Origin of the sequence: Streptomyces anulatus (assembly GCF_014650675.1) — a bacterium.
GTDB lineage: Bacteria > Actinomycetota > Actinomycetes > Streptomycetales > Streptomycetaceae > Streptomyces > Streptomyces anulatus.
In genome coordinates, this window is the sequence record NZ_BMVK01000003.1 from 1 (window position 1) to 17,198 (window position 17,198).

Annotated in this window: 18 protein-coding genes; 15 read left to right on the forward strand and 3 right to left on the reverse strand. The window is 71.5% G+C overall.

What is annotated here, in order from left to right:
• Both IE272_RS08575 and IE272_RS08580 read right to left on the reverse strand, forming a co-directional pair.
• A partial coding sequence (locus IE272_RS08575) for a carboxyl transferase domain-containing protein (RefSeq protein ID WP_308433845.1) occupies nucleotides 1-406 on the reverse strand: 406 nt, incomplete at its 3' end.
• A gap of 29 nt (nucleotides 407-435) precedes the next feature.
• The gene (locus tag IE272_RS08580) at nucleotides 436-1,479 is read right to left on the reverse strand and encodes a polyprenyl synthetase family protein (protein ID WP_098892733.1); all 1,044 of its coding nucleotides are present in this window, start codon (nucleotides 1,477-1,479) and stop codon (nucleotides 436-438) included.
• Between the two features lie 818 nt (nucleotides 1,480-2,297).
• Between IE272_RS08580 and IE272_RS08585 the strand changes: the two genes are divergently transcribed.
• Nucleotides 2,298-3,158: an ACP S-malonyltransferase gene (locus tag IE272_RS08585; protein ID WP_229897238.1), complete on the forward strand. Its 861-nt coding sequence runs from the start codon at nucleotides 2,298-2,300 to the stop codon at nucleotides 3,156-3,158.
• A gap of 55 nt (nucleotides 3,159-3,213) precedes the next feature.
• Nucleotides 3,214-5,175 carry an ABC1 kinase family protein gene (locus tag IE272_RS08590; RefSeq protein ID WP_050358518.1) on the forward strand — a complete coding sequence of 654 codons (1,962 nt, stop codon included), beginning with the start codon at nucleotides 3,214-3,216 and terminating at the stop codon, nucleotides 5,173-5,175.
• A gap of 102 nt (nucleotides 5,176-5,277) precedes the next feature.
• Here the strand turns inward: IE272_RS08590 and IE272_RS08595 are convergent, their stop codons facing one another.
• The gene (locus IE272_RS08595) at nucleotides 5,278-5,499 is read right to left on the reverse strand and encodes an MbtH family protein (protein ID WP_050358517.1); all 222 of its coding nucleotides are present in this window, start codon (nucleotides 5,497-5,499) and stop codon (nucleotides 5,278-5,280) included.
• A 468-nt stretch (nucleotides 5,500-5,967) separates the two neighbouring features.
• Here IE272_RS08595 and IE272_RS08600 point away from each other — a divergent pair, with 468 nt between their 5' ends.
• The 13 genes from IE272_RS08600 to IE272_RS08660 all read left to right on the forward strand — a co-directional run bounded on the left by IE272_RS08600 (nucleotide 5,968) and on the right by IE272_RS08660 (nucleotide 17,179).
• Complete coding sequence (locus tag IE272_RS08600; RefSeq protein ID WP_050358516.1) at nucleotides 5,968-6,222, forward strand: acyl carrier protein; 255 nt, start codon at nucleotides 5,968-5,970, stop codon at nucleotides 6,220-6,222.
• A 52-nt stretch (nucleotides 6,223-6,274) separates the two neighbouring features.
• Nucleotides 6,275-7,531: a beta-ketoacyl-[acyl-carrier-protein] synthase family protein gene (locus tag IE272_RS08605; RefSeq protein ID WP_050358515.1), complete on the forward strand. Its 1,257-nt coding sequence runs from the start codon at nucleotides 6,275-6,277 to the stop codon at nucleotides 7,529-7,531.
• The gene (locus IE272_RS08610) at nucleotides 7,528-8,661 is read left to right on the forward strand and encodes a beta-ketoacyl-[acyl-carrier-protein] synthase family protein (RefSeq protein WP_050358514.1); all 1,134 of its coding nucleotides are present in this window, start codon (nucleotides 7,528-7,530) and stop codon (nucleotides 8,659-8,661) included. Before IE272_RS08605 ends, IE272_RS08610 begins: the two co-directional genes overlap by 4 nt.
• The gene (locus IE272_RS08615) at nucleotides 8,658-9,620 is read left to right on the forward strand and encodes a beta-ketoacyl synthase N-terminal-like domain-containing protein (protein WP_050358513.1); all 963 of its coding nucleotides are present in this window, start codon (nucleotides 8,658-8,660) and stop codon (nucleotides 9,618-9,620) included. The genes IE272_RS08610 and IE272_RS08615 overlap by 4 nt, the downstream gene beginning before the upstream one ends.
• Complete coding sequence (locus IE272_RS08620) at nucleotides 9,617-10,483, forward strand: alpha/beta fold hydrolase (RefSeq protein WP_190006578.1); 867 nt, start codon at nucleotides 9,617-9,619, stop codon at nucleotides 10,481-10,483. Before IE272_RS08615 ends, IE272_RS08620 begins: the two co-directional genes overlap by 4 nt.
• A gap of 5 nt (nucleotides 10,484-10,488) precedes the next feature.
• Nucleotides 10,489-11,529: a thioesterase family protein gene (locus IE272_RS08625; RefSeq protein ID WP_063804490.1), complete on the forward strand. Its 1,041-nt coding sequence runs from the start codon at nucleotides 10,489-10,491 to the stop codon at nucleotides 11,527-11,529.
• A 28-nt stretch (nucleotides 11,530-11,557) separates the two neighbouring features.
• Nucleotides 11,558-12,661: a beta-ketoacyl synthase N-terminal-like domain-containing protein gene (locus tag IE272_RS08630; RefSeq protein WP_190006579.1), complete on the forward strand. Its 1,104-nt coding sequence runs from the start codon at nucleotides 11,558-11,560 to the stop codon at nucleotides 12,659-12,661.
• Between the two features lie 45 nt (nucleotides 12,662-12,706).
• The gene (locus IE272_RS08635) at nucleotides 12,707-12,970 is read left to right on the forward strand and encodes an acyl carrier protein (protein ID WP_229897239.1); all 264 of its coding nucleotides are present in this window, start codon (nucleotides 12,707-12,709) and stop codon (nucleotides 12,968-12,970) included.
• Nucleotides 12,967-13,416 (forward strand): 3-hydroxyacyl-ACP dehydratase FabZ family protein, encoded by a 450-nt coding sequence (locus tag IE272_RS08640; protein ID WP_063804619.1) that lies wholly within the window; start codon nucleotides 12,967-12,969, stop codon nucleotides 13,414-13,416. The genes IE272_RS08635 and IE272_RS08640 overlap by 4 nt, the downstream gene beginning before the upstream one ends.
• Nucleotides 13,413-13,901, forward strand: a complete 489-nt coding sequence (locus IE272_RS08645) for a 3-hydroxyacyl-ACP dehydratase FabZ family protein (RefSeq protein WP_050358509.1) — start codon at nucleotides 13,413-13,415, stop codon at nucleotides 13,899-13,901. Before IE272_RS08640 ends, IE272_RS08645 begins: the two co-directional genes overlap by 4 nt.
• A gap of 21 nt (nucleotides 13,902-13,922) precedes the next feature.
• A complete protein-coding gene (gene fabG / locus IE272_RS08650) occupies nucleotides 13,923-14,669 on the forward strand; it encodes a 3-oxoacyl-[acyl-carrier-protein] reductase (protein WP_050358508.1) in 747 nt (248 codons plus the stop codon).
• A gap of 34 nt (nucleotides 14,670-14,703) precedes the next feature.
• Nucleotides 14,704-15,414 carry a 2-hydroxychromene-2-carboxylate isomerase gene (locus tag IE272_RS08655; RefSeq protein WP_050358507.1) on the forward strand — a complete coding sequence of 237 codons (711 nt, stop codon included), beginning with the start codon at nucleotides 14,704-14,706 and terminating at the stop codon, nucleotides 15,412-15,414.
• A gap of 97 nt (nucleotides 15,415-15,511) precedes the next feature.
• Nucleotides 15,512-17,179, forward strand: coding sequence for a phytoene desaturase family protein (locus IE272_RS08660; RefSeq protein WP_050358506.1), 1,668 nt, complete (start codon nucleotides 15,512-15,514; stop codon nucleotides 17,177-17,179).
• Nucleotides 17,180-17,198: the final 19 nt, after the last annotated feature.

A 17,198-nucleotide genomic window follows, 5' to 3' on the forward strand; every position in this document is an offset into this window, starting at 1 on the left:
CCTGGATACGGGCCCCGGCACCGTCGTTCAGCGACACCAGCGGAGCACCGGCCGAGATCGCCATGTCCATGATCTTGTGGATCTTCGTGGCGTGCGCCTCACCCAGCGCCCCGCCGAAGATCCGGAAATCGTGCGCGTACACGAAGACCGTACGGCCCTCGACCGTGCCCCAGCCCGTGATCACACCATCCGTGTACGGCTTCTTCGCCTCCAGACCGAAACCCGTCGCCCGGTGCCGGCGCAGCTGCTCGACCTCCTTGAACGAACCCGGATCCAGCAACAGCTCGATCCGCTCCCGCGCGGTCAGCTTCCCCTTGGCATGCTGCGCCTCGGTCGCCCGCTCACTCGGTCCGCGCAGTGCTTCGGCACGGATCGCGGCGAGTTCGGTGATCGCCTCCTGCGGCATGGACGGCCCCCTCGTGTTCACCGGCCGGGTCAGCACCCGGCCGCGCTGCTTCTGGACACCCGCGTGCCGACGTAGTCGCACAGGGCGTCCAACGCCCGGCGTCCGGCGCACGCGGGCAGGTCGTGCAGGGCGCTCCGGGCCAGGGCCAGGCGCTCCCGCAGGTGCCGCTCGGCGGCGGCGGGCGCCCCGGAGGAACGGAACAGCTCCAGCGCGCGCCGTCGCCGGGCCAGGTCGTCCAGCGGGCCCGCTTCCAGCAGGTCCCGCAGCTCCGCGTCGGCCGGTCCGGTGCCGGAGACAGCCAGGAGGACCGGCAGGCTGAGCACTCCGGCGGCCAGGTCCTTGCCCTGTTCCTTGCCGGTCTGCTCGGCCGGGGCGACCAGGTCGAGCAGGTCGTCGGAGATCTGGAAGGCGATGCCCAGCTGATGGCCGTACTCCATGAGGGAGCGGCCCTGTCCGGCCGGCGCCCCGGCCTGGAGCGCTCCTGCCCCGAGCGCCATGGCGAGGAGGGCCGCGGTCTTGCCCGAGGTGACCCGGAAGAAGTGCTGGACCGGGTCCTCGCCCTCGGCGGGGCCGGTCATCTCCAGGAGCTGGCCCTCGACCAGGTCGCCCGCGACATCCGCGTTGAAGCGCACCATGTCCGGCCCCAGCCCGGCGGCCAGCCGGGCGGCGCGGGCCAGCAGCCAGTCGCCGCCCGCCACCGCGAGGCGTTCGCCCCAGCGGGCGTTGGCGCTGGGCACCCCGTGGCGCAGGGCCGCGCCGTCCATGACGTCGTCGTGGTAGAGCGAGGAGATGTGGACGAGCTCGGCGATCACGGCGGCGTCGACGACCCCGTCCCGCCACTCCTCCCCGAACTCCGCCCCCAGCAGCACCAGCAGCGGACGCATCCGCTTGCCGCCCGACGCGGCGAGATGGCCCGTCAGCTCGCCCACCCGGGGATCGGGCGAGTCCGCCGCGACGTCCAGCAGACGCTTCTCGACGGCCTGCATGCGCTGCGCCATCCGTTCCCGGAACAGCGGGTCCCGTGCGGCGATACGGTCCAGGAGTTCACTTCCGGGCGATGCCGTGACCAACATGTCCTCGTCCTCTTCCCGGCGGGGCCATGGCCCGTACGCAGCCGTGCACGTCCGCCGACGGCGGCAGCGGTTCGAGAATCGGGTGCGCCCATCGGGCCCAGCAATATCGCTGACCTCTTCCTGCCAGCCGGTCCCGGGCGCATGTGCACGACGGTGCGGTGGGTGCGCACGGCAGGTTGCTGCCACATCCCGGCGGAAGCGCGGAGGCGGGAAGCGGTCTGTGCCAAGAATCGAAAAGTGCCTCGGAAGGACCGCTCCAAAGGAGACCCACGGGCCCGCCGAAGGGCAGGCCCGGCCCGGTGCGACGGGCCGGCTCCCCCCGGTCCGACCTCGGCACCGGTCCTTCGGGGGCCCAGAGAACGCGACCGGGCCACGGACCCGGATCGTGAAGGAGCGGCCGGACGCCGGGCTTCCGCCCGGGTCCGGCCGCTCCGCCGTCGGCGCCCTGCGCGACACCGTCTGACAGCTACCTGCCAAGGAGTGAACGCCGGACCCTCCCGATCGCACCGATCGCATAGAACGGAGACGGAGAAACCGGTGCGCCCCTCGGAGTCCCCGGGAAGAGCGGGCGCGGCGGGTTCGTCGCCCCGGTGGCCCATCGGCTCGATCGCCGAGCCGGGGCGTCGCCCTGTGGAGCCGGTGCCAACACCCTGGGCACCGACTCCACCGGTCGGAAACCGCCTGAGGCAGGCCCTGGGCAGGAGAAGTGACGGTCAGACGTGTCCTCCGCCGTCGCGGGACACGGTGAAAGGTGGCAGCTGGTGAGTCCGGCGCGAATCGGCCTGGTGTTTCCCGGGCAGGGCACGCAGCGTGAAGGCATGGGTGAGCCCTGGCGGGACACCCCCTCCTGGGCGCTCGTCGAAGAGATCTCCGAGCACTCCGGCACGGACGTGGAGGAGCTGCTGCTGCGCACAGGCGGCGAGCAGTTGCGGCGCACCGACCTGGCGCAGATCGCCGTCTACGCGGTGGCGATGATGGCCCACGCCGAGGCCGGGCGGGCGGGGCTCCTCACGGACGCCGTGGCGTGCGCCGGTCACAGCCTGGGCGAGTACGCCGCGCTGACCGCCGCGGGGATTCTCGACCTCGCGGACGGTACCGCGCTGGTGGCCGCACGCGGCAGGGCGATGCGCGAGGCCGCCGCCGCCCAGGAGGGCACCATGGGGGTGCTGGTACGGGCAGGGCTCGAGGAGGCGGAGGAGGTCGCGGCCAAGGCGGCGGCCGAAGGCCACGCCGTCTGGGTGGCCAACGTCAACGGGCCCGGTCAGATCGTGCTCTCGGGCACCCCGGCCGGCATCGACCACGCCGCCGAACACGCACCGGAGGGCGCCAAGCTCATCCGGCTCTCCGTGGGCGGAGCCTTCCACAGCCCGCTGATGGCACCGGCGGCGGACCGGCTCGCCGAGGCGCTGCGCACCACGACGTTCTCCCCGGGCCGGCTCCCGGTCGTCGCCAACGTCGACGGCGAACCGCACACCGGGGAGGCCGACTGGCCCGAGATGGCCGTCCGCCAACTCGTCACGCCCGTCCAGTGGGAGCGAAGCGTCCACACCCTGACCGGACGGCTGGGCTGCGAACGCCTGCTGGAGCTGGGCCCCGGCCGGACCCTGGCCGGACTGGTCAAACGGATCGTCCCCGACATCGACGTCGCCTCCTTCGACCGGCCGGACGCCCTGGGCTGACGACCCGGCCGGACGCCCTGGGCCGACGCCCTTCCCCCGCGAGGAGCAATCCGTGATGATCTTCCTGCTGAGTCTCCCGATCTGGCTGATGATCATCTGGCCGCTGGTGGCGGGCGCGCGCCGGGTGCTCGGGGTGCGGGTGCGGACGCCGAGAGCGCTGCTCGGCGCCGCGGTCGGCTGGTTCGTCGCCATCAGGATCGCCTTCGCCGCCCTCCCGCAGATGCGCACCACCGGGCAGGCCCTGGCGCTCGGCATCCCCATCGCGGGAGTCGCGCTGATCTCCACGCTGGTGACCATCTTCGTCGCCGAGCTGGTCAGGCCCTCCGGCAAGGGGTGGGGCGTGTTCGGCTGGAACGGCGCGGTGCGCCGCCGGCTGGACCGGGGCCGCCGCTACGGGCAGATCACCCGCATCGCCGTCCGCCACGGCCTGGGCCCCTACTTGGGCGGCAGGCGCGTCCAGCACTCCCGGTCCGACCAGCGGGACGTACGGCTCGCCCGCTCGCTGCGGCACGCGCTGGAGGACGCCGGCGTGGTCTTCGTCAAACTGGGCCAACTGCTCTCCACCCGGCCGGACCTGCTGTCGCCCGCCTTCATCGACGAGCTGAGCCGGCTGCAGAGCCAGGTCGCCCCGGCGGACAGCAGCGAGGTCGAGGCGGTGCTGCGCGAAGATCTCAGCGCGGCCTCCTGGGACGTCGTCTCGGTGGAGCCGGTGCCGATGGCCGCGGCCTCCGTCGCCCAGGTGCACCGGGCCACGCTGCGGACCGACGACGGCGAGACGGTCGACGTCGTGGTCAAGGTGCGGCGGCCGGGCGCACTGCCGCTGCTCGAACGGGATCTGGACATCATCGCCCGGGTCGCCGGCTCCCTGGAACGGCGGGCCGGCTGGGCCCGCCGGATGGGCGTGCTCGAACTGGTCCGCAGCTACGCGGTCGCGCTCCGCGACGAGTTGGACTTCCGTATCGAGGCCCGCAACATCGCGACGGTAGCCGCCGCCGGTGGCGCGACGTCGGACCACGTGGCGCTGCCGTACGTCTACGAGAAGCTGTGCACCCGGCGGGTGCTGGTGATGGAGCAGATGGACGGCACGCCCCTCGGATCGGCCGCACGGCTCCTCGCCGACTGCCCCACGGACCGGACCGTTCTCGGCCGCGCCCTCCTCGGCAGTCTGCTCGGCCAGATCATGCTGGGCGGCGTCTTCCACGCCGATCCGCACCCCGGCAACGTCCTGCTGCTGCGCGACGGCCGGCTGGGTCTGCTGGACTTCGGTTCGGTGGGCCGGCTGAACGGCTCGCTGCGCGTCGGGCTGCAGCACCTGCTGCTGGCCATCGACCGCGGTGACCCCGCGGCGGCGTGCGACGGACTGCTGGAGCTGGTCGCACGGACCGACGACATCGACGAGGCCCGTCTCGAACGGTCGGTGGGCCAGCTGATCGCCAAGCACTGCATGGCGTCCGGGACCACCGCCGACGTCGAGATGTTCACCGACCTGTTCGCGCTGATCAGCTCGCACGGGCTGGCCGTACTGCCCGAGATCGCGGCGGTGTTCAGGGCGCTGGCGACCCTGGAGGGCACCCTGGGGCTGCTCTCGCCGGGCTTCAGCATCGTCGACGAGTCCCGGCAGTTCATGGCGGCGAAGGTCGCCGAGCAGTTCAGTTTCCCGCCGAAGAGCGATGACCTGGTCAGTGAGCTGATGACCCTGCTGCCGATGGTCCGCCGCCTGCCCCGGCGGGTCGACCGGATCGTCTCCGCCGTCGAGCAGGGCCGGCTGTCGGTCAACGTACGGCTGATGGCCGACGAACGGGACCGGCGGGTGATCTACGACATCGTGCACATGATCGCGCTGGTGTTCGTCGGCGCCACGACCGGTGTGATGGCCGTGATGCTGCTCGGCACCAGCAACGGTCCGCAGGTGACCTCCGCCGTCACGCTGTACCAGGTGTTCGGCTACAACCTGCTGGTGATCAGCACCCTGGTCGGACTGCGCCTGCTGTACACGATCTTCCGCGCGCAGCGCTGACCTGCGCGGCGCCGGCCGGCGCGGACACACGTGGGCGCCGGCCCGTCGGGGACGGGAGTGACGTCCCCGGGTACGGACCGGCGCCCACGCCGCAGCCGTCGGCTACTTGCCGGCGGCCTCCATCTCCCGCACCAGGCTGAGCGGCCGCATGTCGGTCCAGTTCTTGTTCACGTACTCCAGGCAGGCCTCGCGGTCGGCCTGGCCGTGTGCGATGGTCCAGCCCGCCGGGACCTCGGCGAAGGCCGGCCACAGCGAGTGCTGGCCCTCCTCGTTGACCAGCACGTAGTAGCTGGCGTCCTTGTCCTCGAAAGGATTGGTGCTCATCTCTTTCTCCATCCTTGGATGCGAACCGGCGGCGGATCCGCCGATGGCTCGTGCCTGTCCCGGAGCCCGACAGGCAGTGCCCGCCCGGCGCCCAGCCTGACACCGCGGACGGCAGCCGTCAGCGCCGATGCGGAAACTTCGATGCGCGACCGGGGGCGGACGGCGCTCTGATGCAAATTATTCGTAGCAGGGTTGCCGACGCACCCGCCCGGATGATTTCCCTTTCCTCGGGCGGTACGAAGCCGCTTCGCCGTCGTGACTCCCGGGCTGGTTCGAATTCTTGGTACCGGCCTGGTGGCCGCCAGTTCGGGCTGGCTACTCTCGCCGAGGCGCGGGAGCAGAAGCGCTGAATTCAAAGGGAAATCACCCGGGACGCCGGTCATACCCGTGCGCCCACAGGGCTTTCCTGTCAATCGGTACGCCGCTCGTTCGGATCGGCGGCACCTTCACGGAGGAAATGGGAGCGACATGACGACCTCTGCCGAGAACCGGACCGCAGTTATCAAGGACATCGTCTGCGACATCCTCGAACTTGAGGAGGACGAGGTCACCGAGACCAGCCTGTTCAAGGAGGACCACGGGGCCGACTCGCTCCGCGCGATCGAGATCCTCGCCTCGCTGGAGAAGAAGTTCAGCGTCGTCATCGACCAGGCCGAGCTCGGCCGCATGGTCAACCTCAAGGGCGTTGAAGAGGTCGTGGCGGAGGCCGCGGCCAAGAAGTAGCCGCAACGAGCGGTACGGCCACGACACCGAGTGCATTCCGGACGGAGAGACCATGCGTGCAACTGCAACCAGTAACGGGTCGGCACCACCAGCGCACCGTGTGGTCCTGACCGGCTTCGGAGTCTTTTCGAGCATCGGTGTGGGTGCGGCCGAGTTCGCCGAAGGGCTACGGGCCGGGCGCAGCGGGGCGAAGCCGATCACCCGGTTCGAGACGGAGGGCTTCGCCCACGCCAACGGGTGTGAAGTCGTTGGCTTCGAACCCGACCGGTGGATCCGCAACCTGGACATCGACGAACTCGGCCCGGCCACCCGCTTCTCGGTGGCCGCGGCCAGGATGGCGATCGACCACGCCGGCCTGGACGAGACGTACCTGCGGGAACGCCGCGGACTCATCTCCATCGGCACCACCGACGGCGAGTCGCACGACCTCGACCGGCTGGTCGAGACCGAGATCAACCACGGGCCCGAGAAAATGGACCCCGTGGTGGCCCGGCGGGTGGCGCCCAGTCGGCTCGCCACCTCCGTGGCCCATGAACTGCGCCTGCACGACGTCGAGGCGGTCACCATCCCCACCGCCTGCGCCGCGGGCAACTACGCCATCGGCTACGGGTTCGACGCGGTGCGCACCGGTGAGGTGGAGTTCGCGCTGTGCGGCGGCGCGGACGCCATGTGCCGGAAGACCTTCGCCGGGTTCTACCGGCTGGGCACCATCGCACCGGACCACTGCCGGCCCTTCGACAAGGACCGCAAGGGCATCCTCACAGGCGAGGGCGCGGGCGTCCTCGTCCTGGAGACGCTCGAGTCGGCCGTGCGACGCGGCGCGACCATCTACGCCGAGATCCTCGGCTACGGGCTCAACTGCGACGCGGCCCACCCCGTCGCACCGAACCAGAGCAGCATCGCCCGGTGCATGGAACTCGCCCTGGAGAACGCCGGGGTGAAGCCGGACCAGGTCGACCTGGTCTCCGCGCACGGCACCGGCACCAAGGCCAACGACGTCACGGAGACCCGCGCGGTGCGCGACGTCTACGGGTCCGAGCCGCCGAGGACCGTCTCGCTGAAGTCGATGCTCGGCCACTCCATGGGCGCCGCCAGCGCACTCGCGGCCATCGCCTGTGCCCTGGCGATCACCAACGACTTCGTGCCGCCGACGATCAACCACCGGGAGACCGACCCCGAGTGCGAGATCGACTGCGTGCCCAACGAGGCGGTCGAGGCACAGCTGCAGATCGTGCAGAACAACGGAATGGCCTTCGGCGGCAACAACGCCGTCGTGATTCTTGCCAAGTACGAGGAGCAGGCCTCATGAGCTGGCCCATCGTCGGAATCGGCGCACTCGCGAGCATCGGCCGCGACCCGGAGGAGATATTCGAGAGCCTGTGCGGCGGGCACAGCGGGCTCGCCCCGCTCCGCGGCTTCGACAAGGAGAAGTTCAAGGCGGGACATCTCTTCGAGATCGACAACCGCGCGGAGCCCGGTGTGGACACCCCGGGCCGGGCCACCGAGTTCCTGCTCGACGCGGTCGGGCAGGCCGCCAGGGACGCCGGACTGGGCGAGGACCTCAGCGAGGTTCCCGTACTGATCGGCACCGGGCTGCGGGAGATGCGGTCGCTGGAGCTGTGGTGGCGCGACGGAGCCGACTTCGCGGCGGACCAGCTGCACTTCGGCCCCGCGCTGCGCGAGCGCTTCGGCGCGGCCGACACCCACACCTTCTCCAACGCCTGCTCCGCCTCGCTCTACGCCCTGGCGCTCGCCTTCGACCAGCTCCAGTCCGGGTCGGTGGAGCACGTGATCGTGGCCGGAGCGGACTCGATCACCGAGAGCATGTTCGGTCTGACGGACGCCTTCCAGCTGGAGCCGCCCGGCAGGCTGCGTCCCTTCGACGTCGACCGCAAGGGCACCATCCTGGGCGAGGGCGCCGGCGCGATCGTGCTGGGCCGCACCCCCGGCGACCGCAAGGTCTACGGCAGGGTGCGCTCGGTCGGCATGAACTGCGACGCCCACCACACGACGGCGCCGGACCAGTCCGGGGTCGCCACCGCGATCCGGCAGGCCCACACCCGGGCCGGTGTGAAGCCGGCCGACGTGGACCTGGTCATGCTGCACGGCACCGGCACCCCGCTCAACGACGAGGTCGAGGTGCGGGCGATGCGCGAGGTCTTCGGCGAGCACGAGAACGTACCGCTGGTGACCGCGATCAAGTCGATGACCGGGCACACCGCCGGCTCGGCCGGCGTGCTGAGCCTGATCACCGCACTGCTGGCCATGTCCGGCGGCCGGATCCCGCCCGTGACCGAGCTGGACGAGCCCACCGAGAACATCAGCGCCATGCGGCTCGTGCACACCACCCCGGTCAGGGCCGACGTCGGCGTGGCGCAGATCAACGGTTTCGGATTCGGCGGACTGAACGCCGTGGCGATAGTGGAGGCTGCCCGATGAGTGAGCTCGCGCCTGTCGTGATCACCGGAGTCGGAACGGCCCTGCCCGGCGTCACCGGCACAGCGGACCTGGTGACCGGGCCGGACCTGCCCGCGGAGCCGGTGGACCCGGCCGCCGTCCTGGGCAAGCGGGGCCTCAAGTACAAGGACCGCGCCACCCAGCTCGGCCTGTGCGTGGCCTTCGACGGGCTGAAGGACGCGGGCCTGCGGGACGACGAAGGTCCGCAGGCCGAGGGCGCCCGCATCGGTGTGGTCGTGGCGTCCAACTACGGCAACGTGGACACGGTCTGCCGGGTCACCACCACCATCGCGAACGAGACGTCCCGCGGCACCAGCCCGATGGACAGCCCCAACGCCTCCAGCAACATCATCGCCTCCGAGATCGCCATCCGGTACAAGCTCGGCGGCCCGAACCTCACGGTCTGCAACGGCGACGCCTCCGGTCTGGACGCGCTGCGCTGGGCCGCGACCATGCTGAACGCCGGGCGTGCCGACCAGTTCCTGGTCATCGGGGTCGAGCCGGACAACGAGATGGTCCGCAAGCTGGTCGGTGCGGACCGGATCGTGGACGGCGCGGTCGCGGTCGTCCTGGAGCGGGAGGAGACCGCCCAGGAGCGCGGCGCGCGGATCCGGGCCCGGATCGACGGTTTCGCCCGGACCGGCACGGTCGAGGCCGGCGTGCGCCGGCTCCGTACGCTCGGCGACGACACCCCGGGCGGCTGGTACCTGCCGGAGACGGCGGGCGGCTCCGAGATCCCCGCGGACCTCCTCGCCGGCGTCCCGCGCCACGGGATGCCCGACGCCTGGGGGGCGCTCTCCGGCGTGCTGGGCGTGCTCCAGTGCGCGGTGGCCGCAGGCCGGTTCGACGCGGGGGAACAGAGCCCGGTCTACGCCACGGCGGGCCGCGACGGCGACGGCATCGCCGGGGCCGTGCTGTGTGCCCCGCGGGGCACACCGTGATACGACAGGCGTCCGGGCCGCCGGGCGTCCTGGCGTCCGGCCCGGTGTGCACGGTGCGCCACCGGCGGCCCTCGGCCGGCCCCCGGGCGCTGCTGCTGCACGGACTGGCCAACGGCCCCTCGGTCTGGGACCCGCTGGCCGGGAGCGACGCCGCGGGCCTGGACCTGTGGACCGCGGATCTGCCCTGGGGCGGCGCGCACCCGCCCGACTGGGCCTACCGGCCGGACGCCACCTGGGCGATCGCCGAGGCCCTGAAGCAGGTGCCCGGCGGGGCGGGCGTCGTGGTGGCGCACTCCTTCTCCGCGCTGCTGCTGATGGAGCTGATCACCAACGAACTGGCGCGGGGCGGCGACCCGTTCGGGCGCTACGGCATCGACGCCGTGGTGTTCGCCTCGCCCTTCTACCGGCGCTCCCCCGAGACGTTCGAGTACAGCGTCGTCGGGGAGCTCCTGGAGAACTTCCGCCTCACCATGGACGAGGGCATCCGGGTGATGGCCGGGCCCCGGCTCGATCCCGCGCTGCGGCACGACATGGCCCAGCGGGTCTGCGACCGGGTGGGCCCGTACGGCTACATGAGCTTCTTCCGCAGCTATCTGCGCACCCCCTGGCTGCGCACCGATCTGTTCACGGTGCCCGCGCTGGTGATCGGGGGCGAGCAGGACTTCACCGCCGTCCCCGCCGAGAGCAGGGCACTCACCGACGCCCTCCCGGACGCCCGCTGCCGGTTCATCCCCGGCGCGGGGCACTTCCCGATGGTGGAGCAGGCGGACGTGTTCGCCGCAGAGATCGGCGACTTTCTCGGCTCCATCGGCCTGACCGAACCCGTAGCACTCGACCCGTCGCTTGACCACCAAGGAGCCTGAGCACGATGACGTCACCCGTCACCACCACTCCCGAGCTGACCGAGCAGTCCCTCAACGACTTCTTCGACGTCACCAGCAACGTCACCCTGCGACCGTCCTACGAGGGCGGGAACATCAGCACCACGATCGGGTTCAAGTGCGTGCACTACCTGATCGAGGCGGCCGTGCTGGAGCACTTCCGCTCCGCCGGCCTGGGCGCCACCGACCTCTACGTCGACTACGGCGTGGGCTTCGACGTGGTCTCCGTCAACACCCGCCTGCACACCGTCCTCACCCTGGACGACGCGGTCGCCGTCGAGGTGAAGCCGGTCACCAAGGAGACCGACAGCCGCCTCCGGTTCAAGATCACCGCGTACGTGCCGCGCGAGGAGGGCCAGCGCAAGGCGGTCACCACCACCTTCGAGGTGGCGCTGCGGGCGATCGACCACGTCGAGGGCGCCAAGCCGCTGCCGGAGAAACTGAGCCGCTTCGTGGTGCCGCGCCTGGGCCAGGCGACGCCGCGGGAGATCACCGCCGTCCCCGTGGACAACATCGACCTCTCCTCGCAGCGCGGGATCGGCACCCGGGCCGCCGACCCGGTGCTGACCGAGATCATCGGCGGCGACAACGCCTTCGGCTGGAAGTGGCGGGTGCCGTACTTCTACTGCCACTTCACCAGCCACATGCAGATGTCCGGCTTCCTGCGGCAGATGGAAGAGGTGCTCCACCTGTTCGTCGCGGACCGGGGCATCGCCATCCACCGCCTGCTGGAGGAGCGCAGCTGGATCCCGGTCGTGACCAAGTGCGACGTCGAGATCACCGACGAGGTCAGGATCGAGGACGAGCTGTACACGGTCTTCACGATCGAGGACATCTTCAAGTCGGTCCTCTTCACCGCCCGGATGGACTGCTACGTGGTCCGCGACGGCGGCCTGGTCCAGGTCTCCACCGGTCACATCACGCACGGCTACGTCACCAAGGAGTCGCCGGAGAAGGACTGGTCCCTGTGCACCTTCGACGAGGAGGTCATGGCCGCGCTGAGCGGCAAGAACCTCGCGGGCAACTGACCGGATCCGACCCGAAGGAGCTGTTGTCATGAGCAGCGACACCACGAGCGCTGTCCGCGGACCGGTGATCACCGCCTGGTCGGCCGTGTCCCCGTTCGGAATCGGTCGCTCGGCGTTCGCCGAGGGCATGCACGAAGGCGGCGAGACCGCCGTCCCGATCGATCCCGAGCAGTGGAAGGTGCCCGACGAGCGGGCCAGGCTGGTGCCCGGCTTCAGCCCGCGCGAGGTGCTGGGCCGCAAGGGGACCCGGTCGATGGACCGGGTGACCGGCCTCGCGGTCAGCGCCGTCGGTGCGCTGCTCGACGACGCCGAGCGCAACCGCCTCGTCGCCACGGACGAGCGCGGAGCCATCGTGCTCGGCACCACCACCGGCAGCGCGCAGAGCATGATGGACTTCACCCGGGACTCGCTCACGGGCGAACAGCCGTACTTCGTCGACCCGGCGCAGATGCCGAACACGGTGATGAACTGCGCGGCCGGACAGTGTGCGATCTGGCACCGCATCCAGGGCCCGAACGCCACCATCGCCGGCGGACGGCTGGCCGGCCTGCTCGCCCTGAACTACGCCCGCAGGCTCCTGGGGGCGGACCGGGCCAAGGCGGTGCTGTGCGGCTCGGCGGAGGAGTACTCCAACGAGCGGGCCTGGCTGGAGTGGCACACGCGGGGCGCCGAGGAACACCCGGGGCTGCTCGGTGAGGGCGCCGGCATGCTCCTGCTGGAGCCCGCCGAGGACGTCGACGACGCCCACGTACTGGCCGAGGTGCTCGCCGTGGAGAGCGGCGTCTTCGGCGACGGCGGCCTGCCGGAGGTGCTCGACGCCTGTCTGCGCCGTGCCATGGACCGTGCCGGGGTCGACCCGTCCCAGGTCTGGGTGGCGAGCCCCTGCTCGGCGGGCGACTCGCTCGGCGAGCAGGAACGCGCCGTACTGACCGGGATGTTCGGCGCCGGCGCTCTCGAACCCCTCGCCAACACCGCGCTGTTCGGGGAGGCCTCGGCCGCCTCGGTCAGCCTGCAGATCGCCTCCGTGCTCGCGCTGGCCGAGCGCAGGACGGACGTCGCCGGGCGCGTCGCGGTCATCACCGCGGTCGAGCGCGACGGCGGCGCGGGCTGCGCACTGCTGCGGCTGCGCTGAGCGCCCACCCCGAGCCGGACGAACCGAACGGAGACACACGTAATCATGACGACTCAGCCGATGGTCGAGCTGGACAAGGAAGAGCTGCGCACGACCCTGGCCGACGTGATCGACGTCGCCCCCGCCGAGATCGGCGACTCCACCGACTTCCTGGACGACCTGGGAGTCGACTCGCTGCTCCTGCTGGAGCTGGTCGTGGTGCTGGAGAAGCGGTACCGGGTCAAGTTCAGCGAGCAGGAGATGCGCACGGCGCGCACCTTCCGCGACGCGTACGCGCTGCTGGGCGGCAAGCTGGTGGTGTCCGGATGACCGCAGCGCCCGCCGGAGCGGGCGCCGCGGACTCCTTCGCCCTGCGGCCCTCCCTGGTGGACGCGGCCGTCGAGGTGGTCTCGGTGGAGCGCTCCGGCGAGGGCGGCAGCGCCCTCACCGCGGTGACCACCATCGGCATCGAGAAGACCGAGCAGCTCTTCGACGGCCACTACGCCGACTTCCCGATCTTCCCCGGCGTCTGCGTCATGGAGTGCGTCCAGCGCAGCGTCATCGCCGTGGCCGAGCGGTCCGGCATGGCCGAACCGGAGCTGCTCGCCGTGGAGTCGACCCGCTTCCTCGGCGCCGTGTACCCCGGCGACCTGCTCACCGTCCACCTGGACGTGCGCAACGACGAAGGCACCCTGCGGTGCCGGGCCAAGGCGTTCACCGAGCGGGGCGACGCCGCCTCCGTACGGCTGCGGATGACGGGGGAGGTCGCCGCGTGAAGCCGGTCCAGGACGTGCACGAACTGCTGCCCCACCGCTACCCCGTGCTGCTCGTCGACCGGGTCCTCGACCTGGTGCCGGGCGAGAGCGTCACCGCCGTCAAGGCGATCAGCCGCAACGAACAGTGCTACCGGAAGGTCGGCGCGCACACGACCGCGACCCACCTCGCGTATCCGCAGTCCCTGCTGATCGAGTCGTGGGGACAGACCGCCGGAATCCTGGCGACGTGGCGCTCACCCGACGAGGAGAGCGCCGCGCCCGAAGCCGACCGGGTGATGCTGCTCGGCGGACTGACCGGGATCACGTTCCACCGGCCGGTGCTGCCGGGCGACGTGCTCCACCACCGGGCCCGGGTGTTCCACGCCCTGTCCGACACCGTCATTTTCGAGGGCGAGACCCTGTGCGACGGCGAGTTGGTGATGTCGGTCGAGCGGATGGTCATGGCGTTCCGCCCCGCCGGCCGACTGCTCCCGTCCGCAGGCTGAACGAGGAAGGAAGAGAACCCGATGGCAGACGACGCGAAGCGGGTCGCCCTGGTCAGCGGAGGCTCCCGGGGCATAGGCCGGGCCGTGGTGAAGCGGCTCGCCGCCGAAGGCCACGACATCAGCTTCTGCTACCAGTCCAACAGCGACGCCGCGATGTCCCTGGAGAAGGAGCTCGACGAGTTCGGCGTCCGGGTGCTGTCCCGCAAGGTCGACGTGGCCTCCGCGGACTCGGTGCGCGCCTGGGTCGGCGAGACGCAGGAGACCCTCGGCGCGGTGGACGTCGCGGTCACCGCGGCCGGCATCACCCGGGACAACCCCCTGCTGATGATGACCGACGAGCAGTGGAGGGACGTGGTCGCGGTCAACCTCGACGGCGTCTACAACGTCTGCCGCTCGGTGGTGTTCGAGATGATGAAGCGCCGGTCCGGATCGCTGGTGCTGATCTCCTCGGTGGCCGGTGTCTACGGGCACGCCACGCAGTCCAACTACGCCGCGACCAAGGCCGGGATCATCGGGTTCGCCAAGTCCCTGGCCAAGGAGGTCGGGCGCTACGGCATCCGGTCCAACGTGGTCGCCCCCGGGTTCATCGAGACCGACATGACCTCGGTGCTCGGCGACAAGGTCCGCGACGAGATGCTCAAGTCCATCCCGCTGAACCGCTTCGGCTCCGCCGACGAGGTCGCCGACCTGGTCGCGTACCTGGGCTCCGAGCGCGCCGGATACATCACCGGCGGCGTCTTCCAGATCGACGGCGGCATCACCATCTGAATCCGGCCCGACCACCACACGAGGACACACCGCCATGGCCAAGAAGCCGCCGCGCTGGTACTTCTCCCTGCGCAGCCCGTACTCCTGGTTCGCCTACCGCGACCTGATGAAGCACCACCCGGACGTCCTCGACGCCGTGAAGTGGATCCCGTTCTGGGAACCGGACGCGCGCACCGAGGAACTGCTCGCCGAGGCCGAAGTCACCCTGCCGCTCGTCCCGATGGCACGGGAGAAGAACTTCTACATCCTGCAGGACGCCCGGCGACTGGCCGAGGACCGCGGCCTCGACGTCACCTGGCCGATCGACCGCGACCCGGTCTGGGAGGTCTCCCACCTGGCCTACCTGCTCGCCGAGGACGCCGGCCTCGGCCGGGAGTTCGTCGACGCGGTCTACCGGGCCCGCTGGCAGGAGTCGAAGAACATCTCCGACCCCGCCGTGATCGGTGAGATCGCCGCCGGTCTGGGGCTGGACGCGGACCGAGCCGCCGGTGCGGTCGACGACGCGGAGCTGCGCGCCCGGGGCGTGGAGATCCTCGCTGCCTCGGTGCGCGACGGCCTGTTCGGCGTGCCGTTCTTCATCCACGGCCACGACAAGTTCTGGGGCGTCGACCGGGTGGAGGCGTTCGCCGCCGCCCACCGGGGCGTGCCGCGCGGGTCCACCGGGCCCACCGAAGCCGAACTGGCGGCGCTGCCCGGGATGGCCGCCGCCCAGGGCGACGGCGGTCACGCCGGCGGGTGCGGCTGAGGCCCTGCCGGGCGGCCTGTGACCGGAAGGCGGACGCGGGCCGCCCGGCGGGCCCCGGTCCCACCCCGCCCCCGTACACGAAACGCGAGAGGCAGCGATGAACGACGAGCACCGGACCCCGGGCGACTGGGACGCCATCGTGATCGGCAGCGGCATGGGCGGTCTGACCTGTGCCGGGTACCTGGCGGTGACGGGGCACCGGGTGCTGGTGCTCGAACAGGCCGGGGTGGTGGGCGGCAACAGTCATGTCTTCCGCCGCCGCTCGGCCTACGAGTTCGACGCCGGTGTGCACTACATCGGCGACTGCGGGCCCGACGGCGTGCTGCCGTCGATCCTGCGCGGCCTGGCCCTGGAGGACCGCGTCACCTTCCGCGCCATGGACCCCGACGGCTTCGACGAGGTCGTCCTCCCGGGTCTGCGGATGCTCGTGCCCACGGGCTGGGACCGCTATCTCGACCGCCTCACCGGCGTACTCCCGCAGGACAAGGAAGGTCTGCGGGAGTTCGTCGAGGTGTGCTCGTCGGTCGGCGCGGAGATGCGCTGGACCCTGCTGTCCGCGGCCGGCGCCGAGCCGGCCGAGATGCTGCGGCGCACCGCCACGATGACGGCCTGGGGGCGCCGCACGCTGCACGCCCTGTTCGAGCACTGCGAACTGTCCGCCGACGCGCGCACCGCGCTCGCCGCCCAGGCCCTCAACTACGGCATCGGGCCCGAGGAAGCCACCGTCGGCATGCACGCCAGCGTCATGGACCACTATCTGCGCGGCGCCGCCTACCCGGTCGGCGGCGGACAGATGCTCTCCGCGTCGCTGGTCGAGGCGGTCACCGGGCACGGCGGCACCGTCCGGGTGCGGCAGCGGGTGGAACGGGTCCTGGTGGAGGACGGCCGGGTGTACGGAGTGCTCCTCGACAGCGGCGAGGAACTGCGCGCGCCCGTCGTGGTGTCCAACGCGGACTATCCGCGCACCGTCCTGGAACTGGTCGGCGAGGAGCACTTCGCGCCGCCGATCGTGAAGCGGGCCCGCACCGCGGTGATGGGCCACCCCCTGGTGGTGCTGTACGTCGGGCTCGACCGGGAGCTGCCCGGTACCGGGCCGAACGTCTGGTGGCACGGCGGGCCCATCGAGGACGCGTTCCGCGAGCTGGCCGACGGACGGTTCGACTCCCCGCAGTCGGTCTTCATCTCCTTCGCGTCCGCCAAGGACCCGGACACCGCCGCCATCCGGCCCCCGGGCCACGCCAACTTCCAGGTGATGGCGCTCTGTCCACGCCCGCTGGACGCCTGGGGCGCGGCCGCGGCCGACCCGGACGGCGAGGGGTACCGGCGCGACGCGGCCTACCTGGCGGAGAAGGAAAGGGTCACCGAGGCCATGCTGGCCACCGCGGAACGGGCGCTCGGCCCCTTCCGCTCCCACATCACCCACCTGGAGCTGGCCACACCGGCGACCCAGCGCCGCTACACCCGTTCCACCGGCGGCTCGCCGTTCGGCCTCGCGCGCTGGGGCGGTACGGGCGCCCGGCCCGACACCCGTACCGGGGTGAAGGGCCTGTACGTGGTGGGGCAGAGCACCCGGTACGGCAGCGGCATCACCGGGGCCGCGGTCAGCGGCATCGCCTGCGCCGGGCAGATCACCGACCGGCCGCTGCTGCCGGAGGTGCACGGCGGCGCGGTGCTGGGCGACCCGCGCCTGCTTCCCGAGCGCGGCGCCGGCTGGGACCCGCTGCACGCGTGCGGCGGCCGGGCCCCGCGCGGCGGTTCCCGATGACCGTTCACCAGGGCCTTAT